At 60.0% G+C, this 24,100-nt stretch carries 24 protein-coding genes and 1 tRNA gene; 7 read left to right on the forward strand and 18 right to left on the reverse strand.

From position 1 onward, the window contains the following. Positions 1–60 precede the first annotated feature (60 nt). The 4 genes from BM408_RS07015 (at position 61) to BM408_RS07030 (ending at position 4,148) form a co-directional block, all read left to right on the forward strand. Entirely contained in the window at positions 61–1,113 is a 1,053-nt protein-coding gene (locus tag BM408_RS07015; RefSeq protein ID WP_092128282.1) for a TRAP transporter substrate-binding protein, read from the forward strand. Positions 1,114–1,362: 249 nt separating this feature from the next. Then, a complete protein-coding gene (locus BM408_RS07020) occupies positions 1,363–2,328 on the forward strand; it encodes an MBL fold metallo-hydrolase (protein WP_175541713.1) in 966 nt (321 codons plus the stop codon). Between the two features lie 131 nt (positions 2,329–2,459). Then, complete coding sequence (locus tag BM408_RS07025; protein ID WP_092128286.1) at positions 2,460–3,014, forward strand: NUDIX hydrolase; 555 nt, start codon at positions 2,460–2,462, stop codon at positions 3,012–3,014. 150 nt (positions 3,015–3,164) lie between these two features. Further along, positions 3,165–4,148: a recombination-associated protein RdgC gene (locus BM408_RS07030; RefSeq protein WP_092128288.1), complete on the forward strand. Its 984-nt coding sequence runs from the start codon at positions 3,165–3,167 to the stop codon at positions 4,146–4,148. Positions 4,149–4,172: 24 nt separating this feature from the next. Here BM408_RS07030 and BM408_RS07035 read toward each other — a convergent pair whose 3' ends face one another. Beyond that, positions 4,173–4,949: an aldolase gene (locus BM408_RS07035; RefSeq protein ID WP_092128290.1), complete on the reverse strand. Its 777-nt coding sequence runs from the start codon at positions 4,947–4,949 to the stop codon at positions 4,173–4,175. 37 nt (positions 4,950–4,986) lie between these two features. Further along, on the reverse strand, positions 4,987–5,688 hold the full coding sequence (locus BM408_RS07040; protein WP_092128292.1) for a haloacid dehalogenase type II: 702 nt from the start codon (positions 5,686–5,688) through the stop codon (positions 4,987–4,989). A gap of 105 nt (positions 5,689–5,793) precedes the next feature. Between BM408_RS07040 and BM408_RS07045 the strand changes: the two genes are divergently transcribed. Together BM408_RS07045 and BM408_RS07050 are read left to right on the forward strand one after the other, a co-directional pair. Beyond that, the gene (locus BM408_RS07045) at positions 5,794–6,642 is read left to right on the forward strand and encodes a LysR family transcriptional regulator (protein ID WP_092128294.1); all 849 of its coding nucleotides are present in this window, start codon (positions 5,794–5,796) and stop codon (positions 6,640–6,642) included. A gap of 123 nt (positions 6,643–6,765) precedes the next feature. Further along, positions 6,766–7,488, forward strand: coding sequence for an aspartate/glutamate racemase family protein (locus BM408_RS07050; RefSeq protein ID WP_092128296.1), 723 nt, complete (start codon positions 6,766–6,768; stop codon positions 7,486–7,488). Positions 7,489–7,586: 98 nt separating this feature from the next. Here BM408_RS07050 and BM408_RS07055 read toward each other — a convergent pair. The 12 genes from BM408_RS07055 to BM408_RS07105 all read right to left on the reverse strand — a co-directional run bounded on the left by BM408_RS07055 (position 7,587) and on the right by BM408_RS07105 (position 18,601). After that, positions 7,587–7,663, reverse strand: a tRNA-Pro gene (locus tag BM408_RS07055). A gap of 36 nt (positions 7,664–7,699) precedes the next feature. Then, positions 7,700–8,188 (reverse strand): MerR family transcriptional regulator, encoded by a 489-nt coding sequence (locus BM408_RS07060; RefSeq protein WP_092128298.1) that lies wholly within the window; start codon positions 8,186–8,188, stop codon positions 7,700–7,702. A 175-nt stretch (positions 8,189–8,363) separates the two neighbouring features. Beyond that, complete coding sequence (locus tag BM408_RS07065) at positions 8,364–8,690, reverse strand: integration host factor subunit alpha (RefSeq protein WP_074575303.1); 327 nt, start codon at positions 8,688–8,690, stop codon at positions 8,364–8,366. A gap of 48 nt (positions 8,691–8,738) precedes the next feature. Then, positions 8,739–11,174, reverse strand: coding sequence for a phenylalanine--tRNA ligase subunit beta (gene pheT / locus BM408_RS07070; RefSeq protein WP_092128300.1), 2,436 nt, complete (start codon positions 11,172–11,174; stop codon positions 8,739–8,741). 31 nt (positions 11,175–11,205) lie between these two features. Continuing rightward, entirely contained in the window at positions 11,206–12,270 is a 1,065-nt protein-coding gene (gene pheS / locus BM408_RS07075; RefSeq protein WP_092128302.1) for a phenylalanine--tRNA ligase subunit alpha, read from the reverse strand. 185 nt (positions 12,271–12,455) lie between these two features. Next, positions 12,456–12,815 (reverse strand): 50S ribosomal protein L20, encoded by a 360-nt coding sequence (rplT, locus tag BM408_RS07080; RefSeq protein WP_092128304.1) that lies wholly within the window; start codon positions 12,813–12,815, stop codon positions 12,456–12,458. A gap of 26 nt (positions 12,816–12,841) precedes the next feature. Next, the gene (gene rpmI, locus BM408_RS07085) at positions 12,842–13,045 is read right to left on the reverse strand and encodes a 50S ribosomal protein L35 (RefSeq protein ID WP_066266229.1); all 204 of its coding nucleotides are present in this window, start codon (positions 13,043–13,045) and stop codon (positions 12,842–12,844) included. A 205-nt stretch (positions 13,046–13,250) separates the two neighbouring features. Further along, positions 13,251–13,856: a translation initiation factor IF-3 gene (gene infC, locus BM408_RS07090; RefSeq protein ID WP_092128306.1), complete on the reverse strand. Its 606-nt coding sequence runs from the start codon at positions 13,854–13,856 to the stop codon at positions 13,251–13,253. A gap of 104 nt (positions 13,857–13,960) precedes the next feature. Then, the gene (gene thrS / locus BM408_RS07095) at positions 13,961–15,868 is read right to left on the reverse strand and encodes a threonine--tRNA ligase (protein WP_092128308.1); all 1,908 of its coding nucleotides are present in this window, start codon (positions 15,866–15,868) and stop codon (positions 13,961–13,963) included. A 294-nt stretch (positions 15,869–16,162) separates the two neighbouring features. Beyond that, entirely contained in the window at positions 16,163–16,342 is a 180-nt protein-coding gene (locus tag BM408_RS22685) for a hypothetical protein (RefSeq protein ID WP_139237312.1), read from the reverse strand. A gap of 168 nt (positions 16,343–16,510) precedes the next feature. After that, positions 16,511–17,830 (reverse strand): isocitrate lyase, encoded by a 1,320-nt coding sequence (aceA, locus tag BM408_RS07100; RefSeq protein ID WP_092128310.1) that lies wholly within the window; start codon positions 17,828–17,830, stop codon positions 16,511–16,513. 333 nt (positions 17,831–18,163) lie between these two features. Then, positions 18,164–18,601, reverse strand: coding sequence for a gamma-glutamylcyclotransferase family protein (locus tag BM408_RS07105; protein WP_092128561.1), 438 nt, complete (start codon positions 18,599–18,601; stop codon positions 18,164–18,166). 133 nt (positions 18,602–18,734) lie between these two features. Here BM408_RS07105 and BM408_RS07110 point away from each other — a divergent pair, with 133 nt between their 5' ends. After that, a complete protein-coding gene (locus BM408_RS07110) occupies positions 18,735–19,682 on the forward strand; it encodes a DMT family transporter (RefSeq protein WP_092128312.1) in 948 nt (315 codons plus the stop codon). On the opposite strand, the gene BM408_RS07115 is transcribed toward BM408_RS07110, so the two are convergent. The 4 genes from BM408_RS07115 to BM408_RS07130 form a co-directional block, all read right to left on the reverse strand. Next, positions 19,627–20,505 (reverse strand): ABC transporter permease, encoded by an 879-nt coding sequence (locus BM408_RS07115; RefSeq protein ID WP_254774729.1) that lies wholly within the window; start codon positions 20,503–20,505, stop codon positions 19,627–19,629. The genes BM408_RS07110 and BM408_RS07115 overlap by 56 nt on opposite strands. A gap of 13 nt (positions 20,506–20,518) precedes the next feature. Then, positions 20,519–21,460, reverse strand: coding sequence for an ABC transporter permease (locus tag BM408_RS07120; RefSeq protein ID WP_092128314.1), 942 nt, complete (start codon positions 21,458–21,460; stop codon positions 20,519–20,521). A gap of 12 nt (positions 21,461–21,472) precedes the next feature. After that, a complete protein-coding gene (locus BM408_RS07125) occupies positions 21,473–22,576 on the reverse strand; it encodes an ABC transporter ATP-binding protein (protein WP_092128316.1) in 1,104 nt (367 codons plus the stop codon). A 112-nt stretch (positions 22,577–22,688) separates the two neighbouring features. Further along, complete coding sequence (locus BM408_RS07130) at positions 22,689–23,852, reverse strand: extracellular solute-binding protein (RefSeq protein WP_092128318.1); 1,164 nt, start codon at positions 23,850–23,852, stop codon at positions 22,689–22,691. Positions 23,853–24,100: the final 248 nt, after the last annotated feature.

Consider the following 24,100-nt stretch of genomic DNA (forward strand, 5'->3'; position numbering starts at 1 on the left):
AAGCACCAGACGCCGCAGGCCGCTTTTAACGTTACCTTAAGACCATCCCAGGAGACCCTCATGATTCAACGTCGCACACTTCTGAAATCCGGCGCCGCCGTGGCGCTGGGTGCACCGGCCCTGAGCGGCCTGGCGCAACAGGCCGTTACGCTCAAGTTCCACACCTTCATGTCGCCGCAATCGAATGTGTGGCTGGCCATGCACAAACCCTGGATGGACAAGGTCGAAAAAGAATCCGGCGGCCGCATCAAGTTTGAAGGCTACCCCGCCATGCAGCTGGGCGGCACGCCCGTGCAGCTTTATGACCAGGCCAAAGATGGCGTCGTCGACGTGGTGTGGACGCTGCCCGGCAACACCGCAGGGCGCTTCCCGCGCATCGAGGTGTTTGAGCTGCCCTTCATGATGTCCAATGCCGAAGCCACCTCCAAGGCCTATTGGGAATACGTGCAGACGGTCGCACCCGATGAGTTCAAAGACACCCAGGTGCTGGCGCTGCAGGTGCACGGCCCTGGCGTCATTCACACGGTGGACAAGCCCGTCAAGTCCATCGCCGACATGCGCGGCCTCAAGCTGCGCGCGCCGACCCGCCAGGTCACCAAGCTGATGGGCGTGCTGGGCGCGACGCCCGTCGGCATGCCGCTGCCGCAGATTCCCGACGCGTTGAGCAAGGGCACCATCAACGGCTGCGTGATTCCCTGGGAAGTCGTGCCTTCGGTCAAGGTCAACGAGCTCACCAAGTTCCACGCAGAGTTCGACCCTGCCGGCGGCAGCCTCTACACCACCACTTTTGTGATGGCAATGAACAAGGCCAAGTACAACTCGCTGGCGCCCGATCTCAAGAAAGTCATCGACAACAACTCTGGCATGGCCACCTCGGCCTGGCTGGGCAAGGTGCAGCAGGGCAATGATGTCCCGGGCCGCAAGACCGCCAGCGACCGCGGCAACACGATCTACACCGTGAGCGCCGCCGAAGCCCAGGAGTTCCGCCGCAAATCCCGCACGGTGGAAGTCGAGTGGGTGGAAGACATGAACAAGAAGGGCTTTGACGGCAAAAAGCTGCTGGACACGGCACGCAGCCTGATCGAAAAGCACACCAAGACGACGAAGGCCTGATCAAGAGGCTGCAGTTGCGTCAGGTACGCATCCAGGAAACCGGGCTCATGCCCGGTTTTTTTATGCCGGATTGGCCTTTTACCCAGTTAATACACCGGAAAACGGCTATCAACTTCATAGCCACCCGTCTGCCGGAAAACCTGTGCCGCAAGCCGGGTTACTGCGGCTGCGCCTTCACCCACGGCGCAGCTGCATAAGAATCCACCCCGCACCGCCCCAACATTGCATTCAACCCAAGGGAGTCATTTCATGTCACGTTCTTTGAAAAATCTTGCAGCCACCGCCCTGCTATGCGGCCTGGCAGGTTTTGCAGCACCGGCCCTGGCCGCCGGCCCCATGGTCAAAACCCAGGCCCCCGGCTATTACCGCCTGCCACTCGGCGACTTTGAAGTCACCGCCCTGTCGGACGGCACCGTCAAGCTGCCGGTGAAAGACTTGCTGACCAATACGACACCGGCCAAGGTCGGCGCGGCACTGAAGCGTTCGTTCCTGCCTGATGCAGTCGAGACCTCGGTCAACGCCTACCTCATCAACACAGGCAGCAAGCTGGTGCTGATCGACACCGGCGCCTCCGGCCTCTTCGGCCCTACCCTGGGCAGCCTGCAGGCCAACCTCAAGGCCGCCGGCTACCAGCCCGAGCAGGTCGACGAGATCTACATCACCCACCTGCACCCCGACCATGTGGGTGGTTTGGTGGTCAACGGCGCCATGGCCTTCCCGAATGCCGTGGTGCGTGTGGACAAGGCAGACGCCGACTTCTGGCTGGACGAAGCCAAAATGAACGCAGCGCCCAAAGAGTCCCAGGGCTTCTTCCAGGGCGCCATGGCGTCCATCAAGCCCTATGCCGCGGCCGGCAAGCTCAAGACCTTTGAAGGCGCCACCGAGCTGGTGCCCGGTGTCAAGGCGCAACCCACCCACGGCCACACTGCCGGTCACAGCGTGTATGTGGTGGAAAGCAAAGGCGAAAAGCTGGTGCTGTGGGGCGACCTGATGCATGTGGCGGCCGTTCAGTTCGACAACCCGGAAGTCACCATCAAGTTTGACTCGGAATCGCCCCCGGCTGCCAAAGAGCGCGCCAAGGCCTATGCCGATGCCGCAAAAAACGGCTACCTGGTCGGCGCGGCGCATATCGCATTCCCCGGCCTGGGCCATGTGCGCAAGGGTGCAGGCAAGGCTTACACCTGGGTACCGGTGAATTACTCGTCGCTCAAATAGCGTGAATCAACCAAAAATCCACTCAACCCAATAGGAGCGGGCGTAAGGTGCTACTTTTTTTATAGCGCATCAGCCAACCTGCCATGCGCCCCAGCGGGCGTCGGCAGGCGCAAAGCCGCTACACTCATTGAATGCAACGCCCGCCCCTGAACCACTGCCGCGTCTGCGGCACCGCCGTGGTGTACCGTTTGCCGGATGACGGCGACACAAAAGAGCGGGCCGTCTGCCCGGCCTGCAATACGGTCCATTACGAAAACCCGCTCAATGTGGTCGGTACGGTGCCTACCTGGGGCGAAGACGGCGCCCAGGTGCTGCTGTGCAAACGCAATATCGAACCGCGCCGCGGCAAGTGGACCTTGCCCGCCGGCTTCATGGAGCTGGGCGAAACCACCGCGCAGGGTGCGGCCCGCGAGACTGATGAAGAGGCCGGCGCCCAGTATGAGCTGCTGGGCCTTTTCACCCTCATGAACGTGGTGCGCGTCGGCCAGGTTCACATGTACTACCGGGCAAAACTCTTGAGCACCGAGTTCAACCCGGGCCACGAGACCATGGAAGCAAAACTGTTCACCGAGGCCGAAATCCCCTGGGACGAAATTGCCTTCAAGACAGTCAAGCAGACGCTAGAGCAGTACTTTGAAGACCGCCGCAAGGGCGCCTACGGTATCCACGCCTTTGATATTGAATGAAGGTTAACGACAGCCTTCTCATCTGAGCCTGAGCCGGATTCGACGCCTTGCAAAAAAAGCACCGCTAGAATTTCCCCGCAAGCGGCAAGCCACTCCCCCGGCCTTCAGCCCGCCTCCCTCTTCTTTCTTTCAACCCCTTCCCCGGATTCCATGTTCAACACCGCAATCTTTTTTCGCATTGCCGACGATTTTGTGCTTCCACCGCTGGAAGCGCTTGAAGAAATTTTCCAGTCCCATCGCTTTGTGCCCTGCGGCGCCACAGAGCCCGAATCCAGCGGCTGGGTGCCGCCGCGCGGCAACAAGAGCACGGTGCTGCTCGAAAGCGTGGGCCGCCAGCTGATCGCCCGGCTGTGCACCGAACGCCGGCCTGTGCCCTCGTCGGCCATCAAGGCTGCGGTGGAAGAGCGCATCGAGAAATACAAGGAAGAAACCGGCCGCGAACGGGTGGGCGCCAAGATCAAGAAGGAGTTCAAGCAGGAAGTCATGCTCGACTTGCTGCCGCGCGCCTTCACCAAGCGCTCAACGACCACGCTCTGGATCGACATGACCAACAGATTCCTGGTGGTCGACGCCGGCAACCTCACAGGCGCCGACAAAATCGTGAGTTACCTGGTGGAAGCGCTGAGTGAAGTGCCAGGCGCCCTGCCCGGCCTCAAGGCCAGCCCCATCCAGACGCAGATGTCGGCCGCGGCGGCGATGTCGCACTGGCTGTCGACCCGCGAAGCGCCCTACAACTTCACGGTAGACCGCGACTGCGAACTCAAGACACCGGACGATCAGAAATCGACAGTGCGCTATTCACGCCACACGCTGGAGATTGACGAAGTGGCCCAGCACATCGCCGCCGGCAAACTGCCGACGCAACTGGCGATGACGTGGAACGAGCGCGTGTCTTTTGTGCTGACGGAAACCGCGCAACTCAAAAAACTCAAGCTGCTGGATGTGGTGCTGGACGGCGTGCAGGAAAGCGGCAAGGACGACGATGGCTTTGACACCGACGCGGCCATCATCACCGGCGAGCTGTCGTCGCTGATCCCTGACGTGCTGGACGCACTGGGCGGTGAACTCGGCGATGGTGAGGCCGAGGCCGGGCAAGCTGAAGCTGCGGCGGAACTGGCGCCCGAGCCCGCCTGACGGCGGGCCCAACACGAACGGCCGCTACGCGCTGCCCTCTTTCAACATGCGAAGCATGCTGTCAAGGTGCGCCCGCGCACTGGCAGGGTCGCCCACCCGCATCTGCTCGTAGGCGCGCTGCGCCACCTCATGAGGAATGCTGCGCAACGGCCGCCCGGTGCTCATCGCCTTGAGCTGGACTTCTGCGGCGCGCTCAAGGTAATAAAGATCGTCCCAGGCTTCGGCGATGGTGGGGCCTGTCACGATCACGCCGTGGTTCTTCAGAAACACCACGTCGGCGTCTCCCAATGTAGCGCTGATGCGGTCGCCCTCGGAGTTGTCGAGCGCCAGGCCGTTGTAGTGCTCGTCAACAGCGACGCGCCCGTAGAACTTCAGGGCCGTCTGGCCCAGCCACAGAAGGGGCGGTCCTTCCAGCATGCTCAGCGCGGTGGCGTTGGGCATGTGGGTGTGAAAGGCGACGCGCACCCGCGGCTGCAGGCGGTGCAGGCGCGCATGAATAAAAAATGCGGTGGCTTCGGGTTGCCCCTCGCCGTCCAGCACGTTGCCGTCAAAGTCACAGACCAGCAAGCGCGACGCTGTGATCTCGCGAAAGGCATAGCCATAGGGGTTCACGAAGAACAGGTCGTCATGGCCAGGCACCAGGGCCGAGAAGTGATTGCAGATGCCTTCTTCAAAGCCGAACCTAGCCGCAAGCTGAAAGCAGGCGGCAAGCTCGAAGCGGGTTTGCTGCACGGCATCGGAGGCCAGGTCGACGCGCCGGCCCTTCACAGCCGGCGCCGCTACTGATAGGGTATGGGCCATTCAAGAATCTCCTTCACATTGAGCGATTGATTGCCGGTTACCAGCCAAGCTTCTGAAACAGGCCAGGCACTTCATCCAGCCTGGCCAGTGTTGCATCAGGCGTGTAGTCCGGCAAGGGCGCCCTGACGCCGCGGTCTATCCACACACACCTGAAGCCGATGTCGCGCGCGGCGGCATGGTCAAGATGCGGGCTTGCGCAGATGTGCACGACGTCATGCCTGCTCACGCCCAGTTCTGCATGGGCGTAGTCGAACAGGCGCCTTGCCGGTTTGTAGGCGCCGGCTTGCTGGGCCGTGATGACACGGTCTATCGTCCCGCCCAGTTGCGCCACGTTGCCGGCAATGATGTCGTCATCGGTGTTGGACACGATGCACAGCTTGAAGCCGAGTTCTTTGAGCCGCCGCAGTGCGCCGACAACCTCGGGAAACGGCGGCATCGCACCGATGCCGTCGGTCAGGATGCGGCCGTCCCCGGCGTCGCTGCGCAAGCCCAGCGCCTCAAGCGCCATGCGCACCGATTGGTCAGACACCTCGCGAAACGAGCGGTGCGGCCTCTCTTGCTCAAGTTGGTGCTCGTAGCGGTCGTGCAGGGCAATCAAGTCGGCGGGAGGAATGTCGGGCGCACCTTTGAGCCTGAGGATTTTCTGGACCGCCGCGCGCAGGCCTTCGTCCCACTGGATCAGGGTTCCATAGCAGTCAAAGGTGAGCCAGCTTGGCCTTGGCGTGTGTTCAAGGGTCATGAATCGGTCCCGTAAGTCTTGTACGCCAGGGACTATGCAATCCCCATTTGATATTTGCAAATTAAATTATCATTTGTCTATCAGTTGATTTATCAATAAGCATCTATGCTCGATCTCGAACTCCTCAAAACCCTGGTCTGTGTTGTCGACGAGCGCAGCTTCACGCGGGCCGCAGAGCGCGTGCACCGCACCCAGTCAACCGTCAGCCAGCAAATCAACAAGCTGGAGGAAAGCGTCGGACGTGCCTTGCTGGTTCGCGACAGGACAGGCAAGCGTGTCAGCCCCACCGAGCATGGAGAGATACTCGCGGCCTACGCGCGCCGCCTGCTCGCGATTGCGCAGGAGGCGGAAGACGTGCTGTCGGCGCCCACGGCGCTGACTCCCGTTCGTGTGGGCGTGCCCGAGGACTTCAACGCGCAACGCATGTCGGCGATGTTGTCGGACTTCCTGGCCATCCACCCAGGCGTGCGGCTGGAAACCGTCAGCGGCATGAGTACGGACCTGAGCCACAAGCTGCACCTTGGCGAGATCGACATCGCCTTGATCAAACGCGAACCCGGCAGCGGGGAGTGCATCGCGTCGTGGCCCGAATCCCTGGTATGGGTTGCCGGAAAAGCGGCTTTGCAAAACGAAGACGAAGTGCCGCTGGCCGTGTTTCCACAGGGCTGCGTCTATCGGCAGCGCGCCATCCGGGCGCTGGACAAAATCGGGAAACGATGGCGCGTGGTGTTTGGCAGCCATAGCCTCACCGGCATTCAGGCCGCTGTCGCATCGGGGCTGGGCATCACCGTGCTGCCGACCACAGCCGTATTGCCGGAACACCGCGCGCTGCGTGAAGACGAGGGCTTTCCGGTGCTTGCGCCCACCGAGCTTGCGTTGATCTCGTCACCCATGCCGCTCAACACGGCACAACGCCACCTGATTGGGTTTCTTGCCGATTCGATAGGCAAATAAAAACAAGTGGGTGGACAGACACCACTCAGGGTTTTCCGCGGGGTTGAAAACAGGCGGTCGCGGCGCTAGCTGATCAAACAGACACGCAATCAGGCCAGCGCGGCACCTACCTCACTCAAGCCCATGAACTCCACAACGAAACCCCAGCACATCGGCATCGTCGGCTGCTCTGCGGAAGGCGCAGCGCTTTGTTACCAGACCATTTGCGCGGAAGGCGCCAAACACCTGGGGCCGCACGCCCATCCGGAGGTGTCGATGCACACGCCTTCGCTGTCGGACTATATGGTGCACATCTACCGGGACGACTGGCAGGGCGTGGGCGACGTGATGCTGGCCTCAGCCCACAAGCTGGCCAAAGCGGGCGTCGACTTCCTGATCTGCCCCGACAACACCATTCACCAGGCGTTTGCCTATGTTCAGGAGCGTTCACCTTTGCCATGGCTGCACATCGCAGAAGTCGTCGCGGAAGAAGCAGCGCAGCGTGGCTACCGGCGCATCGGCATCACGGGCACCCGCTGGCTGACGAACAGCGAGGTCTATCCTGAAAAGCTGTCGGCGCGCGGTCTGCAATACCTGCGCCCTGCCGACGCCGAACGCGATGAAATCAACCGCATCATCATGGATGAGCTGGTGTACGGCGTCTTCAAGCCTGAAGCGATTGCCTATTTCCAGCAAGTCATGGCGCGCATGAAAAGCGAAGGCTGTGATGCGGTGGTGCTGGGCTGCACCGAGATCCCGCTGATCATGAGCGACGCGAATTCACCGCTGCCGACGCTGGACTCCACACGCTTGCTGGCGCGGGCTGCGCTGCAGCGCGCTACGCAGGGCATTGCCGCCGCAGCGTAGGCCGCTTGCAGTCCTTTTGCACACCCTGCTCTTTGCGGTTTCTGGCCCGCCAATGAAAAAGGGTTAGCAGACGCTAATCTGCTAACCCCTATCAATATTGGTCGGTGTGAAAGGATTCGAACCTTCGACCCCTTGCACCCCATGCAAGTGCGCTACCAGGCTGCGCCACACACCGACAAGCCTCAGATTATAGCCTGCCGCTGAGTGCTTCTCAGTGGTTGGTGCCGAGGAGATCGCGGATTTCGAACAACTCGCGGCGTACCAGTTGCAGCCTTTGCTGCGCGGCGGTGCCCGTGGGCAGGTCAGCGCCTTCGGGTTCACTGTCTTCGAAATCGGAGTGGTCCACGGAGTCTTCGAAATCCTCAAGCAAGGAATCGCCGCCTTCAAGCACTTCAACACCGTCAAGCATGACTTCGCCGTTGCGGCGCTTGTCGCGTTCGATCTGGACGATTTCCTGGAGTTTGTTGCGCGCGCCGCTAATAGTGAAGCCTTGGTCGTAGAGCAAATCACGGATGCGGCGGATCATGAGCACCTCATGGTGCTGGTAGTAGCGGCGGTTGCCGCGCCTTTTCATCGGGCGTAGCTGCGTGAACTCTTGCTCCCAATAACGGAGCACGTGAGGTTTGACGCCGCACAAATCGCTGACTTCACCGATGGTGAAATAGCGTTTCGCCGGGATGGGTGGAAGGGTTTTCTCCAATTAAATCAATGCGCTAAGGAGGAAACCTCCAAATCTACTCTAAGTCGAAACTTAGCGCAAAGAGTTGCTTGGGTTTTTTGAAATGTGTTGTTCCGTCACACAACTGACATGGCGTTACAAAGCCACGCCGACGGTGCAATAAACGGCAACCGGCGGCGGACTGCCGCCCCCTACTCTACTCAGCCGGATTTTCGCCCTGGATCTGGTCCTTGAGCTTGTGGCTGGCGTGGAATGTGACCACGCGGCGGGCCTGGATGGGGATGGCCTCCCCGGTGCGGGGATTGCGGCCAGGGCGCGGGGCCTTGGTGCGGATCTGGAAGTTGCCGAAACCGGAAATTTTTACATCGTTTCCGTCCACCAGGCTGTCTGAGATCAGGTCAAAAAACGCGTCGATCATGTCTTTGGATTCGCGCTTGTTGAGCCCGATCTGCTCAAACAGCAACTCGGCCAGGTGAGCTTTGGTCAGCGCCGGGGTTTCCAGGCTCTCTACAGAAAATTCCATGCGGCGGTACTCCTGCGATTTTTATTTTTGAAAGCTTGTCGTGGCGGGTCAGGCACGCAAGCGTGCCGCCAGCTGACCCTGCAGATTTGCGAGAACCGCCTGAACGGCCGCCTCAATCTCCTCGTCGGTCAGTGTAGCGGCGTCGCTCGAAAGCACCAAGCGCACCGCCAGGCTTTTTTCACCCATCTGCATGCTGGCGCTGGCCTGCTGGGGGCGATAGACGTCAAACAGCGTCGCGCCTTTGAGCAGGCCCTGTGTATTGGCGCCATGGATGGCCGCCATCAGCGCGGCATGGGTGACGCTTTCGGCCACGATGACGGCGATGTCGCGCTCAACCGGCTGGAGCTTGCTGACGGGCTTGAACTCCGGCACAGGCCGCTGCAGCACGGCTTCAAGGTCCAGTTCGAACAGCAGCGGCGCCTGGGCCAGGTCATAGCCCTGGCGCCACTGCGGGTGCAATTCACCGACAAAGCCGATCGGCTTGCCGCCCACGGACACGCTGGCGCAGCGGCCGGGGTGCATGGCGGGGTGTACAGCCGGCGCAAAGATGGCCTGGAGTGGCGCGAGCAATGCCTCCACGTCAGCTTTGATGTCGAAGAAATCCACGGCCTTGTCAGACTGGCTCCAGTTCAGCGCGGCGCGCGGACCGTAAGCCAGGCCAGCCACGCGCATGGGCTGGTTGAAACCCGCCACAGTGGTGTCTGTGTTCTGGACCTGCGCATCACGCAGAAAGACGCGGCCGAGCTCAAACACGTTCACGCGTGGCGCCTTGCGGTCCAGGTTGAACTTGAGCACTTGCAGCAGCGACCCCAGCAGCGAGGAGCGCATCACGCTCATCTGGCTGGCAATGGGATTGAGCAGCTTGATGGGATTGGGGTTGCCGGCAAGCTCATGCTCCCAGCGCTCTTCCACGAAGCTGAAGTTGATGGTTTCCTGGTAGCCCAGCGATGCCAGTGCGCGGCGCACACCAAAGGGGCTGCGCTCGGCCTCAGCGCGCAAGCTGGCGGTGATGGGCGCCAGCGGTGGCGTTTCGGGGAGCTGGTTGTAGCCCACCATGCGCACGACTTCTTCAATGAGATCTTCTTCGATCTGCAGATCAAAACGGTAGCTGGGTGGGGTTACGGTCAGTGTGCCCTCACCGCCAGCACCTTGCGTCACCGGCAGGCCGAGGCGTTGCAGGGCATCCAGGCATTGCGCCTGTGTCAGCGGCATGCCAATCACTTTGGCCGCGCGCGCCACACGCAAGGTGACTGGCGCGGCTTTGGGCACATTGACTTGCTGGTCGTCCATGGGGCCGCAGACGGTATCTGCCGTGCCGCAGATGTCGATGATCAGCTGCGTGATGCGCTCGATGTGTTCGACAGTCTGGCCGGGGTCTACACCTCGCTCAAAACGGTGACCCGCGTCCGTCGAAAAGTTGTAACGGCGTGAACGGCCGGCAATGGCTTTCGGCCACCAGAAGGCGGCTTCGACGTAAACGTGTTTTGTGTCGTCAGACACGGAAGTTGCGTCGCCGCCCATGATGCCGGCCAGCGACTCGACCTGCACGTCATCGGCAATGACGCCAACCTTTTCGTCAACCGTCACGGTATTGCCGTTGAGCAGCTTCAGCGTCTCGCCGGGCTTGCCCCAGCGGACGTCGAGCCCACCGTGGATCTTGTCGAGGTCAAAGATGTGCGAGGGGCGGCCCAGCTCGAACATCACGTAGTTGGAAATATCCACCAGCGCCGTCACACTGCGTTGGCCGCAACGGGCCAGGCGGTCAACCATCCATTGCGGGGTAACGGCCTTGGTGTTGACATTGCGCACCACACGCCCGGAAAAGCGGCCACACAAGTCGGGCGCGCTGATCTTGACCGGCAGCTTCGTGGCATCGGTAGCCTTCACTGCGGGAATGGCCGGCGTCTTCAACGGCGCACCCGTGAGTGCAGCCACTTCACGCGCGACGCCAAAAACGCTCAGGCAATGCGCCAGGTTGGGCGTGAGCTTGAGGGTGAACAGGGTGTCGTCGAGCTTCAGGTGCTCGCGGATGTCCTGGCCCAGCGGCGCATCAGCGGCCAACTCGAGCAGGCCACCGTGGTCTTCAGAGAGTTTGAGCTCGCGCGCGGAGCACAGCATGCCCTGGCTTTCCACGCCGCGCAGCTTGCCGACCTTGATCAGGAAAGGCTTGCCGTCTTCACCGGGCGGCAACTCCGCACCGACCAATGCGCACGGCACCTTGATACCCACGCGGGCATTGGGCGCACCACAGACGATGTTGAGCAGGCTGCCCTGCCCCACGTCGACCTGGCAGACGCGCAGGCGGTCGGCGTCGGGGTGCTGGACGGCCTCCTTGATTTCGCCCACAACGATCTTGGTGAACGGCGGCGCCACCGGCTTGAGTTCTTCGACCTCCAGGCCGGCCATGGTGAGCGTGTCGGCGAGCTGCCGGGTATTCAAAGGCGGGTTGCAGAATTCGCGCAACCAGGATTCTGGGAATTGCATGGTCTAACCTTGTTTTTCTTGTTCTTGTATTTCAGGACTGGAACTGGGACAGGAAGCGGATGTCGCCATCGAAGAACAGGCGCAAATCATTCACGCCGTAGCGCAGCATGGTCAGGCGGTCGGGGCCCATGCCGAAGGCAAAACCGATGTACTTCTCGGGGTCCAGCCCCATGTTGCGCACCACGTTCGGGTGCACCTGGCCGGAGCCGGCCACTTCCAGCCAGCGGCCAGCCAGCGGCCCGGTCTGGAACTGGATATCGATCTCGGCGCTGGGCTCGGTGAACGGGAAAAAGCTGGGCCGGAAGCGCAGCACCAGATCGTCGCTTTCAAAGAAGGTGCGGCAGAAATCGGTGAAGACGAACTTGAGATCCTTGAAGCTCACGTTCTCGCCGATCCACAGGCCTTCGCACTGGTGGAACATGGGCGAGTGGGTGGCGTCGCTGTCGACGCGGTAGGTGCGGCCCGGCGCGATGACGCGGATCTCCGGCATGCGGCCGCCGGCATCGATCACTGCGCGGTGCTTTTTGACATGCTGGACCGCGTAGCGGATCTGCATGGGGCTGGTGTGGGTGCGCAGCAGGTTGGGCGCGGCTTCGGTGCCACCCTCGACATAAAAGGTGTCGTGCATGGAGCGCGCCGGATGGTCTTCGGGCGTGTTGAGCGCCGTGAAATTGAACCAGTCGGTTTCAATCTCGGGGCCTTGGGCGACATCAAAGCCCATGGAACCAAAAATGCCTTCAATGCGCTCCAGTGTCAGCGACACTGGATGCAAGCCGCCCTGCGTACGCTGACGGCCTGGCAGGCTGACGTCGAGTGCTTCAGCCTTGAGTTGCTTTTGCAGTTCTGCATCGGCCAGCGCCTGGCGGCGCTCGGTCAGCGCGGCCTCGATGGCCTGCTTGGCCAGGTTGATGGCAGCGCCCCGGGATTTCTTCTCTTCGACGCTGAGCGCAGCCATACCCTTCATCAGTTCGGTCACGCGGCCGGTCTTGCCCAGGAACTGGGCCTTGGCGTTTTCCAGGTCAGCGGGCGTCAGGGCCTGCGCAAAACTCGACTTGGCGCTGCTGACCAGTTCATTGAGGGCGTCAGGTGGATTCATAAATTCTCTTGGTCGAAATACAAAACAGCAAAGGCACTTTCGGCAGCACTCTCATCCCGTCGGGAGTCGCAAGCGCTGCGGAAAAGACCATAAAAAAGGGCCAGAGCCTTTTCAAGCTCCAGCCCTTTAATCTTCTGGATAAGCAGCTATTGATTTGATAGCATCAATACTGCCTGGCCTGAAAATCAGGCGGCCAGCTTGGCTTTCACCTGTTCAACGATGGCGCCAAAAGCGGCGCTGTCATTGATAGCCATGTCGGACAGAACCTTGCGGTCGATCTCGATGCCGGCTTTCTTCAGGCCATTGGCAAACTGGCTGTAGGTCAAGCCAAATGAACGGCTTGCTGCATTGATACGGGCGATCCACAACTGGCGGAACACGCGTTTCTTGGTACGGCGGTCACGGTAGGCATATTGCCCAGCCTTCATTACCGCTTCTTTGGCGATACGGAAGACATTGCCGCGGCGGCCGCGGAAACCTTTTGCAAGGGCTAGAACTTTTTTGTGGCGGGCGCGAGCCGTTACACCACGTTTGACGCGAGGCATGTGTGTACTCCTTGTTCGTCGTTAAATTAAATGCCCTGGCCTGGGAGCATCTGTGCCATGTGACCCATATTGGTCTCATGAACAGTCACCGCACCGCGCAGATGGCGTTTGTTTTTGGTGGTCTTCTTGGTCAGGATGTGACGTTTGAAGGCTTGGCCGCGCTTGACGGTACCACCCGGACGAACGCGAAAGCGTTTCTTCGCGCTACTCTTGGTCTTCATTTTGGGCATATAAATGCTCCTTTTCATTTGTGCTCGTGAGGCGCTGCGAACCTTCCGCAGACTTGATGGCCCCGAGACACTTGTTAAGCAAGGAGTCTTTCGACTCCTCACCGGTCGCAAAAGGTTTGACCCTTCTGCTTTTGGAAAGCGGGCTTTCGCCTGCTTTCACCGGAACGCAGCTAAGCGCCCCTGATCTTTTCTCTACCCACCGGCCTCAGGCTGCGGACGGTGCCGGAGCTGGAGCCGCATCGGCTGCCGACTTGGCGCCACCCGGCTTTTTACGGCCCGGCGCGATCATCATGACCATCTGCCTGCCTTCAAGCTTGGGGAATTGCTCCACCACAATCAAATCAGCCAACTCGTCGCGGATACGCGCCAGCAGGGCCAAGCCCAGTTCCTGGTGCGTGATTTCACGACCGCGAAAGCGCAAGGTAATCTTGCACTTGTCGCCTTCTTCCAAAAAGCGCTTGATATTGCGCAGTTTGATGTTGTAGTCCCCATCGTCAGTGCCGGGCCGGAATTTGACTTCCTTGATCTCGATCACTTTTTGCTTGGACTTCGCTTCCGCCGCCTTCTTCTGCTCGGCGTACTTGAACTTGCCGTAATCCATCAACCTGCACACCGGGGGAACCGCTGTGGGGGAGATTTCAACAAGATCCACGTCGGCCTCACCTGCCAGGCGCAAGGCCTCCATGATGCTGACAATGCCTAAAGGCTCGTTGTCTGGCCCGGTCAGACGCACTTCGGGGGCCATGATTTCACGGTTCAAGCGGTGCTTGCGTTCTTCACGGTGACGGCGGTCACGAAATTCAGTAGCGATGGTTCTATCCTTTAACTCTTGCTATAAAAGCTATAGCGGCTTGCGCCCGTCCCACAAGGACGAGAAGCTCAATCCCTGCAAACTCTGGTGAGTTTGTCGGCGATTCAGGCTTTTTGTGCGATGTCAGAGGCAATTTGCTGGGCAAACGCATCGAGAGGCATCACTCCAAGGTCTTTGTTACCCCGGGCGCGCACTGCAACGGCTCCGGCTGCCTTCTCCTTGTCGCCCACGACCAGGATGTACGGCAGCTTTTTCATCGAGTGCTCCCGTATTTTATACGTAATTTTCTCATTGCGCAGGTCGAGGTGGACCCTAAGCCCTTGATTTTGCAGCGTTTTGGCAACTTCCTGGGCATATTCGGCCTGGGAATCGGTGATATTGAGGACCGAAACCTGCTCCGGGGCCAGCCAGGTCGGCAGGGCGCCGGCGTGTTCCTCGATCAAAATTCCGATAAAACGCTCCAGGCTGCCCACAATCGCGCGGTGCAGCATCACCGGGCGGTGGCGGTTGCCGTCTTCGCCTACATATTCGGCGTCAAGGCGCTCCGGCATCGAAAAATCGACCTGCATGGTGCCGCACTGCCACTGGCGGCCGATCGCGTCTTTCAGCGTGTATTCGATTTTGGGGCCGTAAAAGGCGCCGTCGCCAGGGGCGATCTCAAACTCGCAGCCCGACGCGCGCAGGCTTTCCATCAAGGCGTGCTCGGCCCTGTCCCAGCTTTCGTCGGAGCCGATGCGGGCCTCGGGACGCGTGGCAACCTTGTAGATGATGTTCTTGAAGCCGAAGTCGGCATACACCTTCTGCAGCAAGGTCGTGTAATCCACGCATTCCTTGAGGATCTGGTCTTCGGTGCAGAAGATGTGGCCGTCGTCCTGCGTGAAACCGCGCACGCGCATGATGCCGTGCAAGCCACCCGAAGGTTCGTTGCGGTGGCACTGGCCGAATTCGCCGTAGCGCAGCGGCAAGTCGCGGTAGCTCTTGATACCCTGCTTGAAGATCAGGATATGGCCGGGGCAGTTCATCGGCTTGAGCGCGTATTCGCGTTTTTCGCTCTCCGTGGTGAACATGTTGTCGCGGTATTTGTCCCAGTGGCCGGTTTTTTCCCACAGCGTCTTGTCGATGATCTGCGGGCCTTTGACCTCCTGATAACCGTTGTCCTGGTAGACCTTGCGCATGTACTGCTCAACGCCCTGCCAGACCGTCCAGCCCTTGGGATGCCAGAACACCAGGCCGGGAGCATGGTCGTCGATGTGGAACAGGTCCAGCTCCTTGCCGAGCTTGCGGTGGTCCCGCTTTTCCGCCTCCTCCAGCATCGTCAGGTACTGCTGCAGCTCGTCTTTGGTGGCCCAGGCCGTGCCGTAAACCCGCTGCAGCATTTCGTTGCGGTGGTCGCCGCGCCAGTAGGCGCCGGCCACTTTCATCAGTTTGAAGAATTTCAGCTTGCCCGTGCTCGGCACGTGAGGGCCGCGGCAGAGGTCTTCAAAGGCGCCTTCGCGGTAAAGCGAGACATCTTCGTTGGCGGGAATGCTGGCGATGATTTCAGCCTTGTAATGCTCGCCGATGCTCTTGAAATGCGCGACGGCCTCGTCGCGCGGCAACACGCGGCGTGTGACGGGCTCATCCTTGGCGGCAAGCTCTGTCATGCGTTTTTCGATGGCCACCAGGTCTTCCGGCGTGAACGGACGCTTGTACGAGAAATCGTAGAAGAAGCCGTTTTCAATCACCGGGCCGATGGTGACCTGCGCATCCGGGAACAGCTCTTTGACGGCATAGGCCAGCAAGTGCGCCGTGGAATGGCGAATCATGTCCAGGCCATCGGCATCCTTGGCCGTGATGATGGAAACCGCGCTGTCCCTGGCTATCAGGTAGCTGGTGTCGACAACCTTGCCGTCGACCTTGCCGCCCAGCGCGGCCTTGGCCAGGCCGGCGCCGATCGAAGCGGCGACTTCAGCGACCGTGACAGCTTGCGGAAACTCTCGTTTGGAGGCATCGGGGAGCGTGATTTGAATCATGGGAGTATCTTTTCAGGACAAACAGAAAACAGGAAAACGCAACAAAAAAGCGCGGAACATGCCGCGCTTTGATGGGGAGATTTGGATTTAAGCTATGAAATTTGTAGCTAACAATCACCAAGGGGTGCGGACTAGCGCCCTGGATGACTCCAGAAAACGGACGAAGTCGTAGTTCGCGGTGTCATAACCCGAACGATCCTTCCTGTTTCCAGCTTGATTGATTGCATGCCGTTATTTTACGGCAGGTTGGCAAGGCCCATTCACATCGGGCCCTTTAAGCAGGTGCGGTTGTTGTTATTGCGGCGAGCCGGGCGGCAAAAAGCCGAGGCCCAGGCAACGCGGGCATTCTGTGATGACGGTCTGCTTTTCGACTTCGAAATCTTCGTTGATGTTTTCACTTTCGATGCGCAACTCGCCAGACCCCTGGCAATCAGGACACGAAATACGCTTGAACCCCACGGTTAGTTCCGACACGGCAGCCTCCTCGAATTGATGTTCACAGTCGTGTTTTATGTAACAAACTGCACTCTACGCCAAAAAGCGCCCACAAAAAAGCCCGGACAGGCCCTAAGTTCCTGTCCGGGCTAAAGCTGTACCTGTGAAGGCACAAGCGTCTGGGTAATTTATCGGGTTGAAGTCAGCTCAGTGGAACTGCTCTTCTTCGGTGGAGCCGGTCAGCGCGGTCACGCTGGACTTGCCGCCCTGGATGGTGGTGGTGACTTCGTCGAAGTAACCGGTGCCCACTTCCTGCTGGTGCGACACAAAGGTGTAGCCGCGGTCGCGTGCTGCGAATTCGGGCTCTTGCACCTTCTCGACATAGGCGGTCATGCCGCGCTTGACGTAGTCTTGCGACAGGTCGTACATGTTGTACCACATGGAGTGGATACCGGCGAGCGTGATGAACTGGTACTTGTAACCCATGGCGCCGAGTTCGCGCTGGAACTTGGCGATGGTGGCGTCGTCCAGGTTTTTCTTCCAGTTGAACGACGGCGAGCAGTTGTAGGCCAGCATCTTGCCGGGGTGAACCTTGTGCACGGCGTCGGCAAACTTCTTCGCGAAGTCGAGGTCAGGCGTGCCGGTTTCGCACCACACCAGATCGGCGTACTCGGCGTAGGCGTTGGCGCGGGCAACAGCCTGGTCCAGGCCCTTGCGTGTCTTGTAGAAGCCTTCAGCCGTGCGTTCGCCAGTCAGGAAAGGCTTGTCGATCTCGTCGTAGTCGGAGGTCAGCAGGTCGGCCGCTTCAGCATCGGTGCGGGCAATCACCAGCGTGGGCACGCCGCACACGTCAGCCGCCATGCGGGCTGCGATCAGCTTCTGGCAGGATTCGCGGGTCGGGAGCAGCACCTTGCCGCCCATGTGGCCGCACTTCTTGACGGATGCGAGCTGGTCTTCCCAGTGCACGCCGCCTGCGCCGGAGCGGATCATGGCCTTCATCAGTTCGAACGCATTGAGCACGCCGCCGAAGCCGGCTTCGGCATCTGCCACGATGGGAGCGAAGTAGTCGATGTAGCCCTTGTCACCGGCATCAATGCCCTTGGAGTGCTGGATTTCGTCAGCACGGCGGAAAGTGTTGTTGATGGTTTCAACGACCTTGGGCACCGAATCCACCGGATACAGCGACTGGTCGGGGTACATCGACGAATAGGTATTGTTGTCAGCGGCAACTTGCCAGCCCGACAGATAAATGGCTTTGACGCCGGCCTTGACCTGCTGCATGGCCTGGCCACCAGTGAGCGCGCCCAGGCAGTTGACGTAGGGTTCGCTGTGCAGGATGTTCCAGAGCTTTTCTGCACCGCGGCGGGCCAGGGTGTACTCGATGGGGAACGAGCCGCGCAGGCGGACCACGTCGGCAGCGCTGTAGCCGCGCTTGATACCTTTCCAGCGCGGGTTGGTGGCCCAGTCTTTTTCCAGGGCGGAAATCTGCTGGTCGCGGCTCAATTGTTCGGTCAGGGTTTGCGGCATGGTGGGCTCCGTAGGTTGAAAAGAAAAGAGAAGAAATTGGCTAACTCGATGGGTTAACTTTAAGTCTTCTACAAGACTTTGTGAAGCTCTTATGTCTTATATAAGATAAAAATAAAATCCAATAAAATCAACAATATTTACTTTAAATATCGCAATACAAAATTCAATTTCTTGCATTGAGAAATATTTTTGCAGCGCACCATTCTTTCATTCCATATTACGGAATGAATTTATCGAATGATGAAATGCATCAGAAGCGACTGCTGCGCTTGCCGCGCGAAGTGAAGCACGCACGCCCTTCGGGGCAGGCCACTGGATCTCAGATGGTTTGACTCAGGTCTTGTGGCTCATTCGATGCGCAACCCAGTCACCACCGGCGATGATGGGTTTGCCCTGCGTGCGTTCAGGCGCGATCTCATAGAGAACGCACACGAGCTCACGGGCTGCGTCAATCGCCCCGGGTAGAGCGTCCGACGCATCGAGCCGCACCGCCACTTCCCGCTTGGCGTATTCACCGGTTTGCTGCGGCCAAACCTCTTCGATCTCGTCGAGCACCCGTTCAAGTTCGGCCTCAACGGCATACACCTCGCCGTGCACCGTACCCTGCGCGCCCAGCACCAGCCCGGGATAACTACCCAGATGGTGCATCACGCCGGTCACGCAAGCCGGCCCTATCCAGCGCGGCGCCGGCCGCAGGCGGTTGATGTCCCGCTCTTCTCCCTTGCGCAGGGTGCCATAGACAAAAACATAACGGGGAGTAGATGGCGACATCGCTTCGGGCTTCATCGGTGATTCGGATCGAGCACTGAAAATTGAGGCATGATTTCAGCCTGCGCCTGGCAACGTCAGGCGATCTATTCAATCGACGGGCTGCAAGGCCGCTGCAACAGGAATTCCCAGTTTAATGAACCGCATTGTGGCGTACGCCTGCCTCGCGCTCAGCATGTCTTTGGTAGGCAGCTATGTAGCGCTTTCCAAGCCCCTGGTCGCCGCCCTGCCCGTCTTTTTGCTGGCCTGGCTGCGCTTTGGCATCGGCGGTGCGGCCATGTTGCACTGGCTGAAAAAACCCGCAGAAGAAGCCCCCATGAGCCGGCAAACCGGCCAGTTGCTATTCCTCGAGTCCTTCCTGGGCAACTTCCTTTTTTCGATCTGCATGCTGTTTGGCGTGAGCATGACCAGCGCGGTGGCCGCCGGCGTCATCATGGCGTCCATTCCGGCGGCCGTGGCGCTGATGAGCTGGATGTTCCTGCGCGAGCGCATCGGCCTGCGGGTATGGGGCGCCGTGGCCTGCGCCGTCATTGGCATCGGCTTGGTATCGCTATCAAAAAATGAGCTTCCTGCGCACGTCGCTACTGGGCTGGAGGCCGATTTAGCGTCCAAAAAGGCCTGGCTGGGCAATCTTCTGCTGGTGGGGGCGGTACTGTGCGAAGCCGCCTATGCCGTGATCGGCAAGAAACTGACCGGCGTGCTCAGCCCCAAACGCATCACGGCGCTGATCAATCTCTGGGGTTTTGCGCTGATCACGCCTTTAGGGATCTGGATGGCCTGGAGTTTTGATTTCAGCCGCGTGGCGCCTTCGTCCTGGATGCTGCTGCTGTTTTACTCGCTGGCCGCCAGCGTCTGGACGGTCTGGCTCTGGATGACCGGACTCAAAACCATCCCCGCCAATCAGGCCGGTGTGTTTACCGTCATGCTGCCGGTCAGCGCCGCGGCCGTCGGTGTCATCGTTCTCGGTGAAACATTGAACCCGACGCAGATCGGCGCCTTTGGCATCGCGCTGGCCGGTGTGGTGCTGGCTACTTTGCCGGGTCGGGGTCGGGAAACGCCTGCTCAGGCCGGGCCGCCGCACTGATCTCGCGGTCCAGACGCTTTTGCCGGCGCATCACGGAGATGCTGTAGGCAATGATGCCCAGCGACACCACCGTGATCAAAATCGTGGCCGCCGCATAAATCGACGGGTTCACGCCGCGCCGGGCATAACTGAAGATCACCTGCGGCAAGGTCGTCACGCCAGGCCCCGACAAAAACTCGGAAATCACCACGTCGTCAAACGACAGCGTAAACGTGAGCAGCCAGGCCGACACCAGCGCCGGCGCAATGCTAGGCAAAGTCACCAGGAAGAACACCTGTATGGGCCGGCAGCCCAGGTCCATGGCAGCTTCTTCCAGCGTGCGGTCCATTTCACTGAGCCGTGACTGGATGACCACTGTGGCGTAAGCCATGCCCAGCAGCGTGTGCCCCGTCACGATGGTGATAAAGCCCCGGTCCGGCCAGCCTATGGTGCGCTGCACCGCCACCATCAACAGCAGCAGGGCCAGGCCGATGATGACCTCGGGCATCACCAGCGGCGCATTCACCAGCCCATAAAACAGCGTGCGGCCGGTAAAACGCAAATAGCGCACCAGCACAAAGGCGGCAAAGCTGCCCAGCACCACCGACAAGGTGCCAGTGATCAGCGCGACTTTCAGCGACAGGAAAAAGCCCTCAACCAGCCGCGAATCCGACAAAAGCGCCTCATACCAGCGCAGGGAGAAGCCGGTGAAGACACCGTCCTGCCGCGTGCTGTTGAAGGAAAAGACGATCAGGAAGATCAACGGGATATACAGGAAGAGATAGACCAGCCCCATCCACACCCGGCCTACGTTGCCCTCTACAAGGCGCTGGAAAGTTCTCATGCCGCTCTTCATGTCAGTGGCGCCCTTTTGCATCGCGGTCGCTGCTGGAGCGGTAGTAAAACGCCAGCGGCACCAGAATCAGCAGGATCATCACCACCGCCAGCGCCGATGCGCGCGGCCAGTTGTTGCTGCTGAACATTTCATCCCACACCACGCGGCCTATCATGATGTTTTCGGCGCCCCCCAGCAGCGAGGGGATGACGAACTCACCCACGCTGGGAATAAATACCAGCATGGAGCCGGCCACAATGCCCGATTTGCTGAGCGGGACGGTGATCAGCCAGAAGGCCTTCCAGGCGCTCGCGCCAAGGTCATGGGCGGCCTCCAGCAGGCGGAAATCCATCTTCACCAGATTGGCATACAGCGGCAGGATCATGAAGGGGCAATACACATAGGTCATGCCCACCAGCATCGACACATCGGTGTAGAGCATCACCATAGGCTCATGGATGATGCCCAGCGAGATCAGCAGGTTGTTGAGCACGCCCTGGTCGGCCAGGATGCCCTTCCAGGCATACACGCGCAGCAAAAAGGACGTCCAGAACGGCAGCATGACCAGCATCAGCAAGGCCGGGCGAATCGAGGGCCGCGAGCGGGCGATGAAGTAGGCAAAGGGGTAGCCGATCACCAAGCACGACAGCGTGGTCAGCAAGGCGTATTTCAGCGAGGTCTTGTAGGCCTCCATATAGATGGTGTTGCCGAAGCCGCCCACCGCATCGGCCGCGCTGTCGATAAAGATCGATGCGTAGTTGTTGTAGCGCAGCATGACATGCCACGATCCTTCGACCGTCTCGATCAGCGGTGCAAAGGGGTCTACGCCGTTGCCCATGTCCGTCACGCTGATGCGCAAGAGGATGAGGAAAGGCAGCACAAAGAAAAGCAGCAGCCATGCATAGGGCACGCCGATCACGAAGCGCCGCCCCAGGTTGAGTTGAAGCCAGGAAGGGATTTTCATCGCTACAGCGGCTTATTGGGTCAGCACCACAGGCGCCGAATCGTCCCACCAGAAGAACACCGCATCCTCCCAGGTGATCAGGGAGCTTTCATGACGCGTGGTGTTGGTCTCGGTGATCTTCACCCTGCGCCCGCCCGGCATTTCCACAATGAAGGTGTTGTAGCTGCCGAAATAGGCAATCTCGCGCACTTTGCCGGTGAAGAGATTGACGTTCACGTCCGGCCTGGTTTTGTCGATATGGATCTTCTCAGGCCGCACCGCGATGGCCACCGACATGCCCAGCGTCCCGCTGATGCCGTGGCCGACATTGACCACGCCCTGCTCCGTCGTGACCTCGCAGCGATCTGCCTCGTCCACCGTGAGCTCGCCTTCAAACATGTTGACGTTGCCGATGAAGTCGGCCACAAAACGGCAGTTGGGATGTTCGTAGATTTCCTTGGGCGTGCCCACCTGCAGCACGCGGCCGTGGCTCATCACGGCAATGCGGGAGGCCATGGCCATGGCCTCTTCCTGGTCGTGCGTCACCATGACGCAGGTCACGCCCACGGATTCAAGAATATTGACCAGCTCAAACTGCGTGCGTTCACGCAGCTTCTTGTCGAGAGCGCCCAGCGGTTCGTCCAGCAGCAGCAACTGGGGCCGTTTGGCCAGGCTGCGCGCCAGGGCCACGCGTTGCTGCTGACCGCCTGAGAGCTGGTGCGGCTTGCGTTTGGCAAAAGTCTCCAGCTGGACCAGCTTGAGCATCTCCTGCACGCGCGCCTCGATCTCGCCCTTGGGCATGCCTTCACGCTTGAGGCCGAAGGCAATGTTGTCCCACACCGTCAGATGGGGGAAGAGCGCATACGACTGGAACATCATGTTGATGGGCCGTTCGTAGGGTGGAAATGACGCGATGTCCACGCCGTCCAGGATCACTGAACCCTCGGTGGGTTTTTCAAAACCGGCGAGCATGCGCAGCAAGGTCGATTTGCCGCAACCGGAGCTGCCGAGCAGCGCGAAGATTTCGCCCTTATGGATGGACAGGGACACATCGTCGACTGCCGCCACGCCATCAAACCGCTTGACCAGCTGGTCTGTCCGCAAAAATCCGTCGCCGGCCGAGAGGGGTAGATTCATGAACAGGGTTTCCTGCCGACTCAACAAGATGAAAAAAAGCTGCGCACACAACGCATTGCATGCACAGCCGGGGTCACACTGAAATCAGCGCTTGCCAGAGATCAGTAAAACGTCACTTGCCTTTTTTGAAGGCGGTGAACACATTGCTCATCGACTCGCGCGCCTCGTTGCTGAAGCTGGCCGGGGACACCATCTTCTTCAGGTTGTCTGCATCGGGGAAGACAGCCTTGTCTTGCGCGATTTCAGGCTTGACGTTGGGAATGCTGGCCTTGTTGGCCGTGGCGTAGCCCAGCTCGTTGGTCAGCGAAGCAGAGACGTCAGGGCGCAGCGAGTAGTTGATAAAGGCCAGCGCGTTGTTCGGGTGCTTGGCATCCTTCGGAATGGCTAGCGTGTCGAAGAAGATCAGGCCGCCGGTGCTGGGCAGCAGGGCTTCAACGTCGTTGCCGCTCTTGTTTTCAATGGCGCGGCCGCGCGCGATGTTGATGTCGCCGGCCCAGGCCAGGGCCACGCAGGCCTTGCCGCCGGCCAGGTCATCAATCATGGTGCTGGAGAACATGCGGATGTGCGGGCGAACCTTGGCCAGCATTTCAGCGGCGGCCTTGTGGTCGGCCGGGTCGTTGGAGTAGGCGTTTTTGCCCAGGTAGTGCATGGCCGGCGGCAGCACTTCGGTTGGCGAATCCAGGTAGGCGATGCCGCAGGATTTGAGCTTGGCGGTGTAGACCGGGTTGAACACCAGGTCCCAGGCGTTTTCAGGCATGGGGGTGGAGCCCAGCGCCTTGGTCACCTTGGCTTTGTTGATGCCGACGGTGGTGAAGCTCCAGGCCCAGGGGACGAGGTAGGCATTGCCCGGGTCGATGGTGCCCAGCTTTTCCATGATGGCCGGGTCGAGGTTGCCGTAGTTGGCGACCTTGGACTTGTCGAGCTTGGCGAGCAGGCCGCCGTCGATTTGCGGCTTGGCGAAGACGGCGCCCGGCACCACGATGTCGTAGCCGGTGTTGCCCGCGACCAGCTTGGCATGCAAGGCTTCGTTGTTTTCAAAGGTCTGGTAGTTGACCTTGATGCCGGTTTCTTTTTCGAAGTTGGCAACCATGTCTTTGGCGACATAGTCGGGCCAGTTGTAGACATTGAGCACCTTTTCTTCGGCGGGCGCCGCAGCGGGTGCGCTGGCAGCGGGGGCCGGTGTGGCAGCGACAGGCGCTTCCTCTTTTTTACCGCAACCTGCCAGCACGGCTAACAGGATGGTCGAGAACGCCAGATACCCAAGATGCTTTTTCATAATGTCCGCTACTCCTCTTAAAACTTGGAAGTGAAACCAGGAAACACACGCAAAAATACAAGCAAAAATCAGACCGGAGCAATTGTATAAGAGGGCTTACGGCCCGGGGGCTTTTTATCCCTCTCCGGAGGCCCCAACCGGGCGCCCTGTCCGCTAACGTGGCAAATCCGCCTACAGCAGGACACGCCCATAGGCACCTGACACCCGGGCCCACCCTGCGTACGCTAAAGGCCAGTCCTTTACCTTCA

This window comes from Polaromonas sp. YR568, from assembly GCF_900116715.1.
Lineage (GTDB): Bacteria > Pseudomonadota > Gammaproteobacteria > Burkholderiales > Burkholderiaceae_C > Polaromonas.

Bases quoted from the DNA above. Each gene is read 5' to 3' on its own strand.
- BM408_RS07015 (WP_092128282.1), top strand. From the start codon at position 61: ATGATTCAACGTCGCACACTTCTGAAATCCGGCGCCGCCGTGGCGCTG.
- BM408_RS07020 (WP_175541713.1), top strand. From the start codon at position 1,363: ATGTCACGTTCTTTGAAAAATCTTGCAGCCACCGCCCTGCTATGCGGC.
- BM408_RS07025 (WP_092128286.1), top strand. From the start codon at position 2,460: ATGCAACGCCCGCCCCTGAACCACTGCCGCGTCTGCGGCACCGCCGTG.
- BM408_RS07030 (WP_092128288.1), top strand. From the start codon at position 3,165: ATGTTCAACACCGCAATCTTTTTTCGCATTGCCGACGATTTTGTGCTT.
- BM408_RS07035 (WP_092128290.1), bottom strand. From the start codon at position 4,949: ATGGCCCATACCCTATCAGTAGCGGCGCCGGCTGTGAAGGGCCGGCGC.
- BM408_RS07040 (WP_092128292.1), bottom strand. From the start codon at position 5,688: ATGACCCTTGAACACACGCCAAGGCCAAGCTGGCTCACCTTTGACTGC.
- BM408_RS07045 (WP_092128294.1), top strand. From the start codon at position 5,794: ATGCTCGATCTCGAACTCCTCAAAACCCTGGTCTGTGTTGTCGACGAG.
- BM408_RS07050 (WP_092128296.1), top strand. From the start codon at position 6,766: ATGAACTCCACAACGAAACCCCAGCACATCGGCATCGTCGGCTGCTCT.
- BM408_RS07065 (WP_074575303.1), bottom strand. From the start codon at position 8,690: ATGGAATTTTCTGTAGAGAGCCTGGAAACCCCGGCGCTGACCAAAGCT.
- pheT (WP_092128300.1), bottom strand. From the start codon at position 11,174: ATGCAATTCCCAGAATCCTGGTTGCGCGAATTCTGCAACCCGCCTTTG.
- pheS (WP_092128302.1), bottom strand. From the start codon at position 12,270: ATGAATCCACCTGACGCCCTCAATGAACTGGTCAGCAGCGCCAAGTCG.
- rplT (WP_092128304.1), bottom strand. From the start codon at position 12,815: ATGCCTCGCGTCAAACGTGGTGTAACGGCTCGCGCCCGCCACAAAAAA.
- rpmI (WP_066266229.1), bottom strand. From the start codon at position 13,045: ATGCCCAAAATGAAGACCAAGAGTAGCGCGAAGAAACGCTTTCGCGTT.
- thrS (WP_092128308.1), bottom strand. From the start codon at position 15,868: ATGATTCAAATCACGCTCCCCGATGCCTCCAAACGAGAGTTTCCGCAA.
- aceA (WP_092128310.1), bottom strand. From the start codon at position 17,830: ATGCCGCAAACCCTGACCGAACAATTGAGCCGCGACCAGCAGATTTCC.
- BM408_RS07105 (WP_092128561.1), bottom strand. From the start codon at position 18,601: ATGTCGCCATCTACTCCCCGTTATGTTTTTGTCTATGGCACCCTGCGC.
- BM408_RS07110 (WP_092128312.1), top strand. From the start codon at position 18,735: ATGAACCGCATTGTGGCGTACGCCTGCCTCGCGCTCAGCATGTCTTTG.
- BM408_RS07115 (WP_254774729.1), bottom strand. From the start codon at position 20,505: ATGAGAACTTTCCAGCGCCTTGTAGAGGGCAACGTAGGCCGGGTGTGG.
- BM408_RS07120 (WP_092128314.1), bottom strand. From the start codon at position 21,460: ATGAAAATCCCTTCCTGGCTTCAACTCAACCTGGGGCGGCGCTTCGTG.
- BM408_RS07125 (WP_092128316.1), bottom strand. From the start codon at position 22,576: ATGAATCTACCCCTCTCGGCCGGCGACGGATTTTTGCGGACAGACCAG.
- BM408_RS07130 (WP_092128318.1), bottom strand. From the start codon at position 23,852: ATGAAAAAGCATCTTGGGTATCTGGCGTTCTCGACCATCCTGTTAGCC.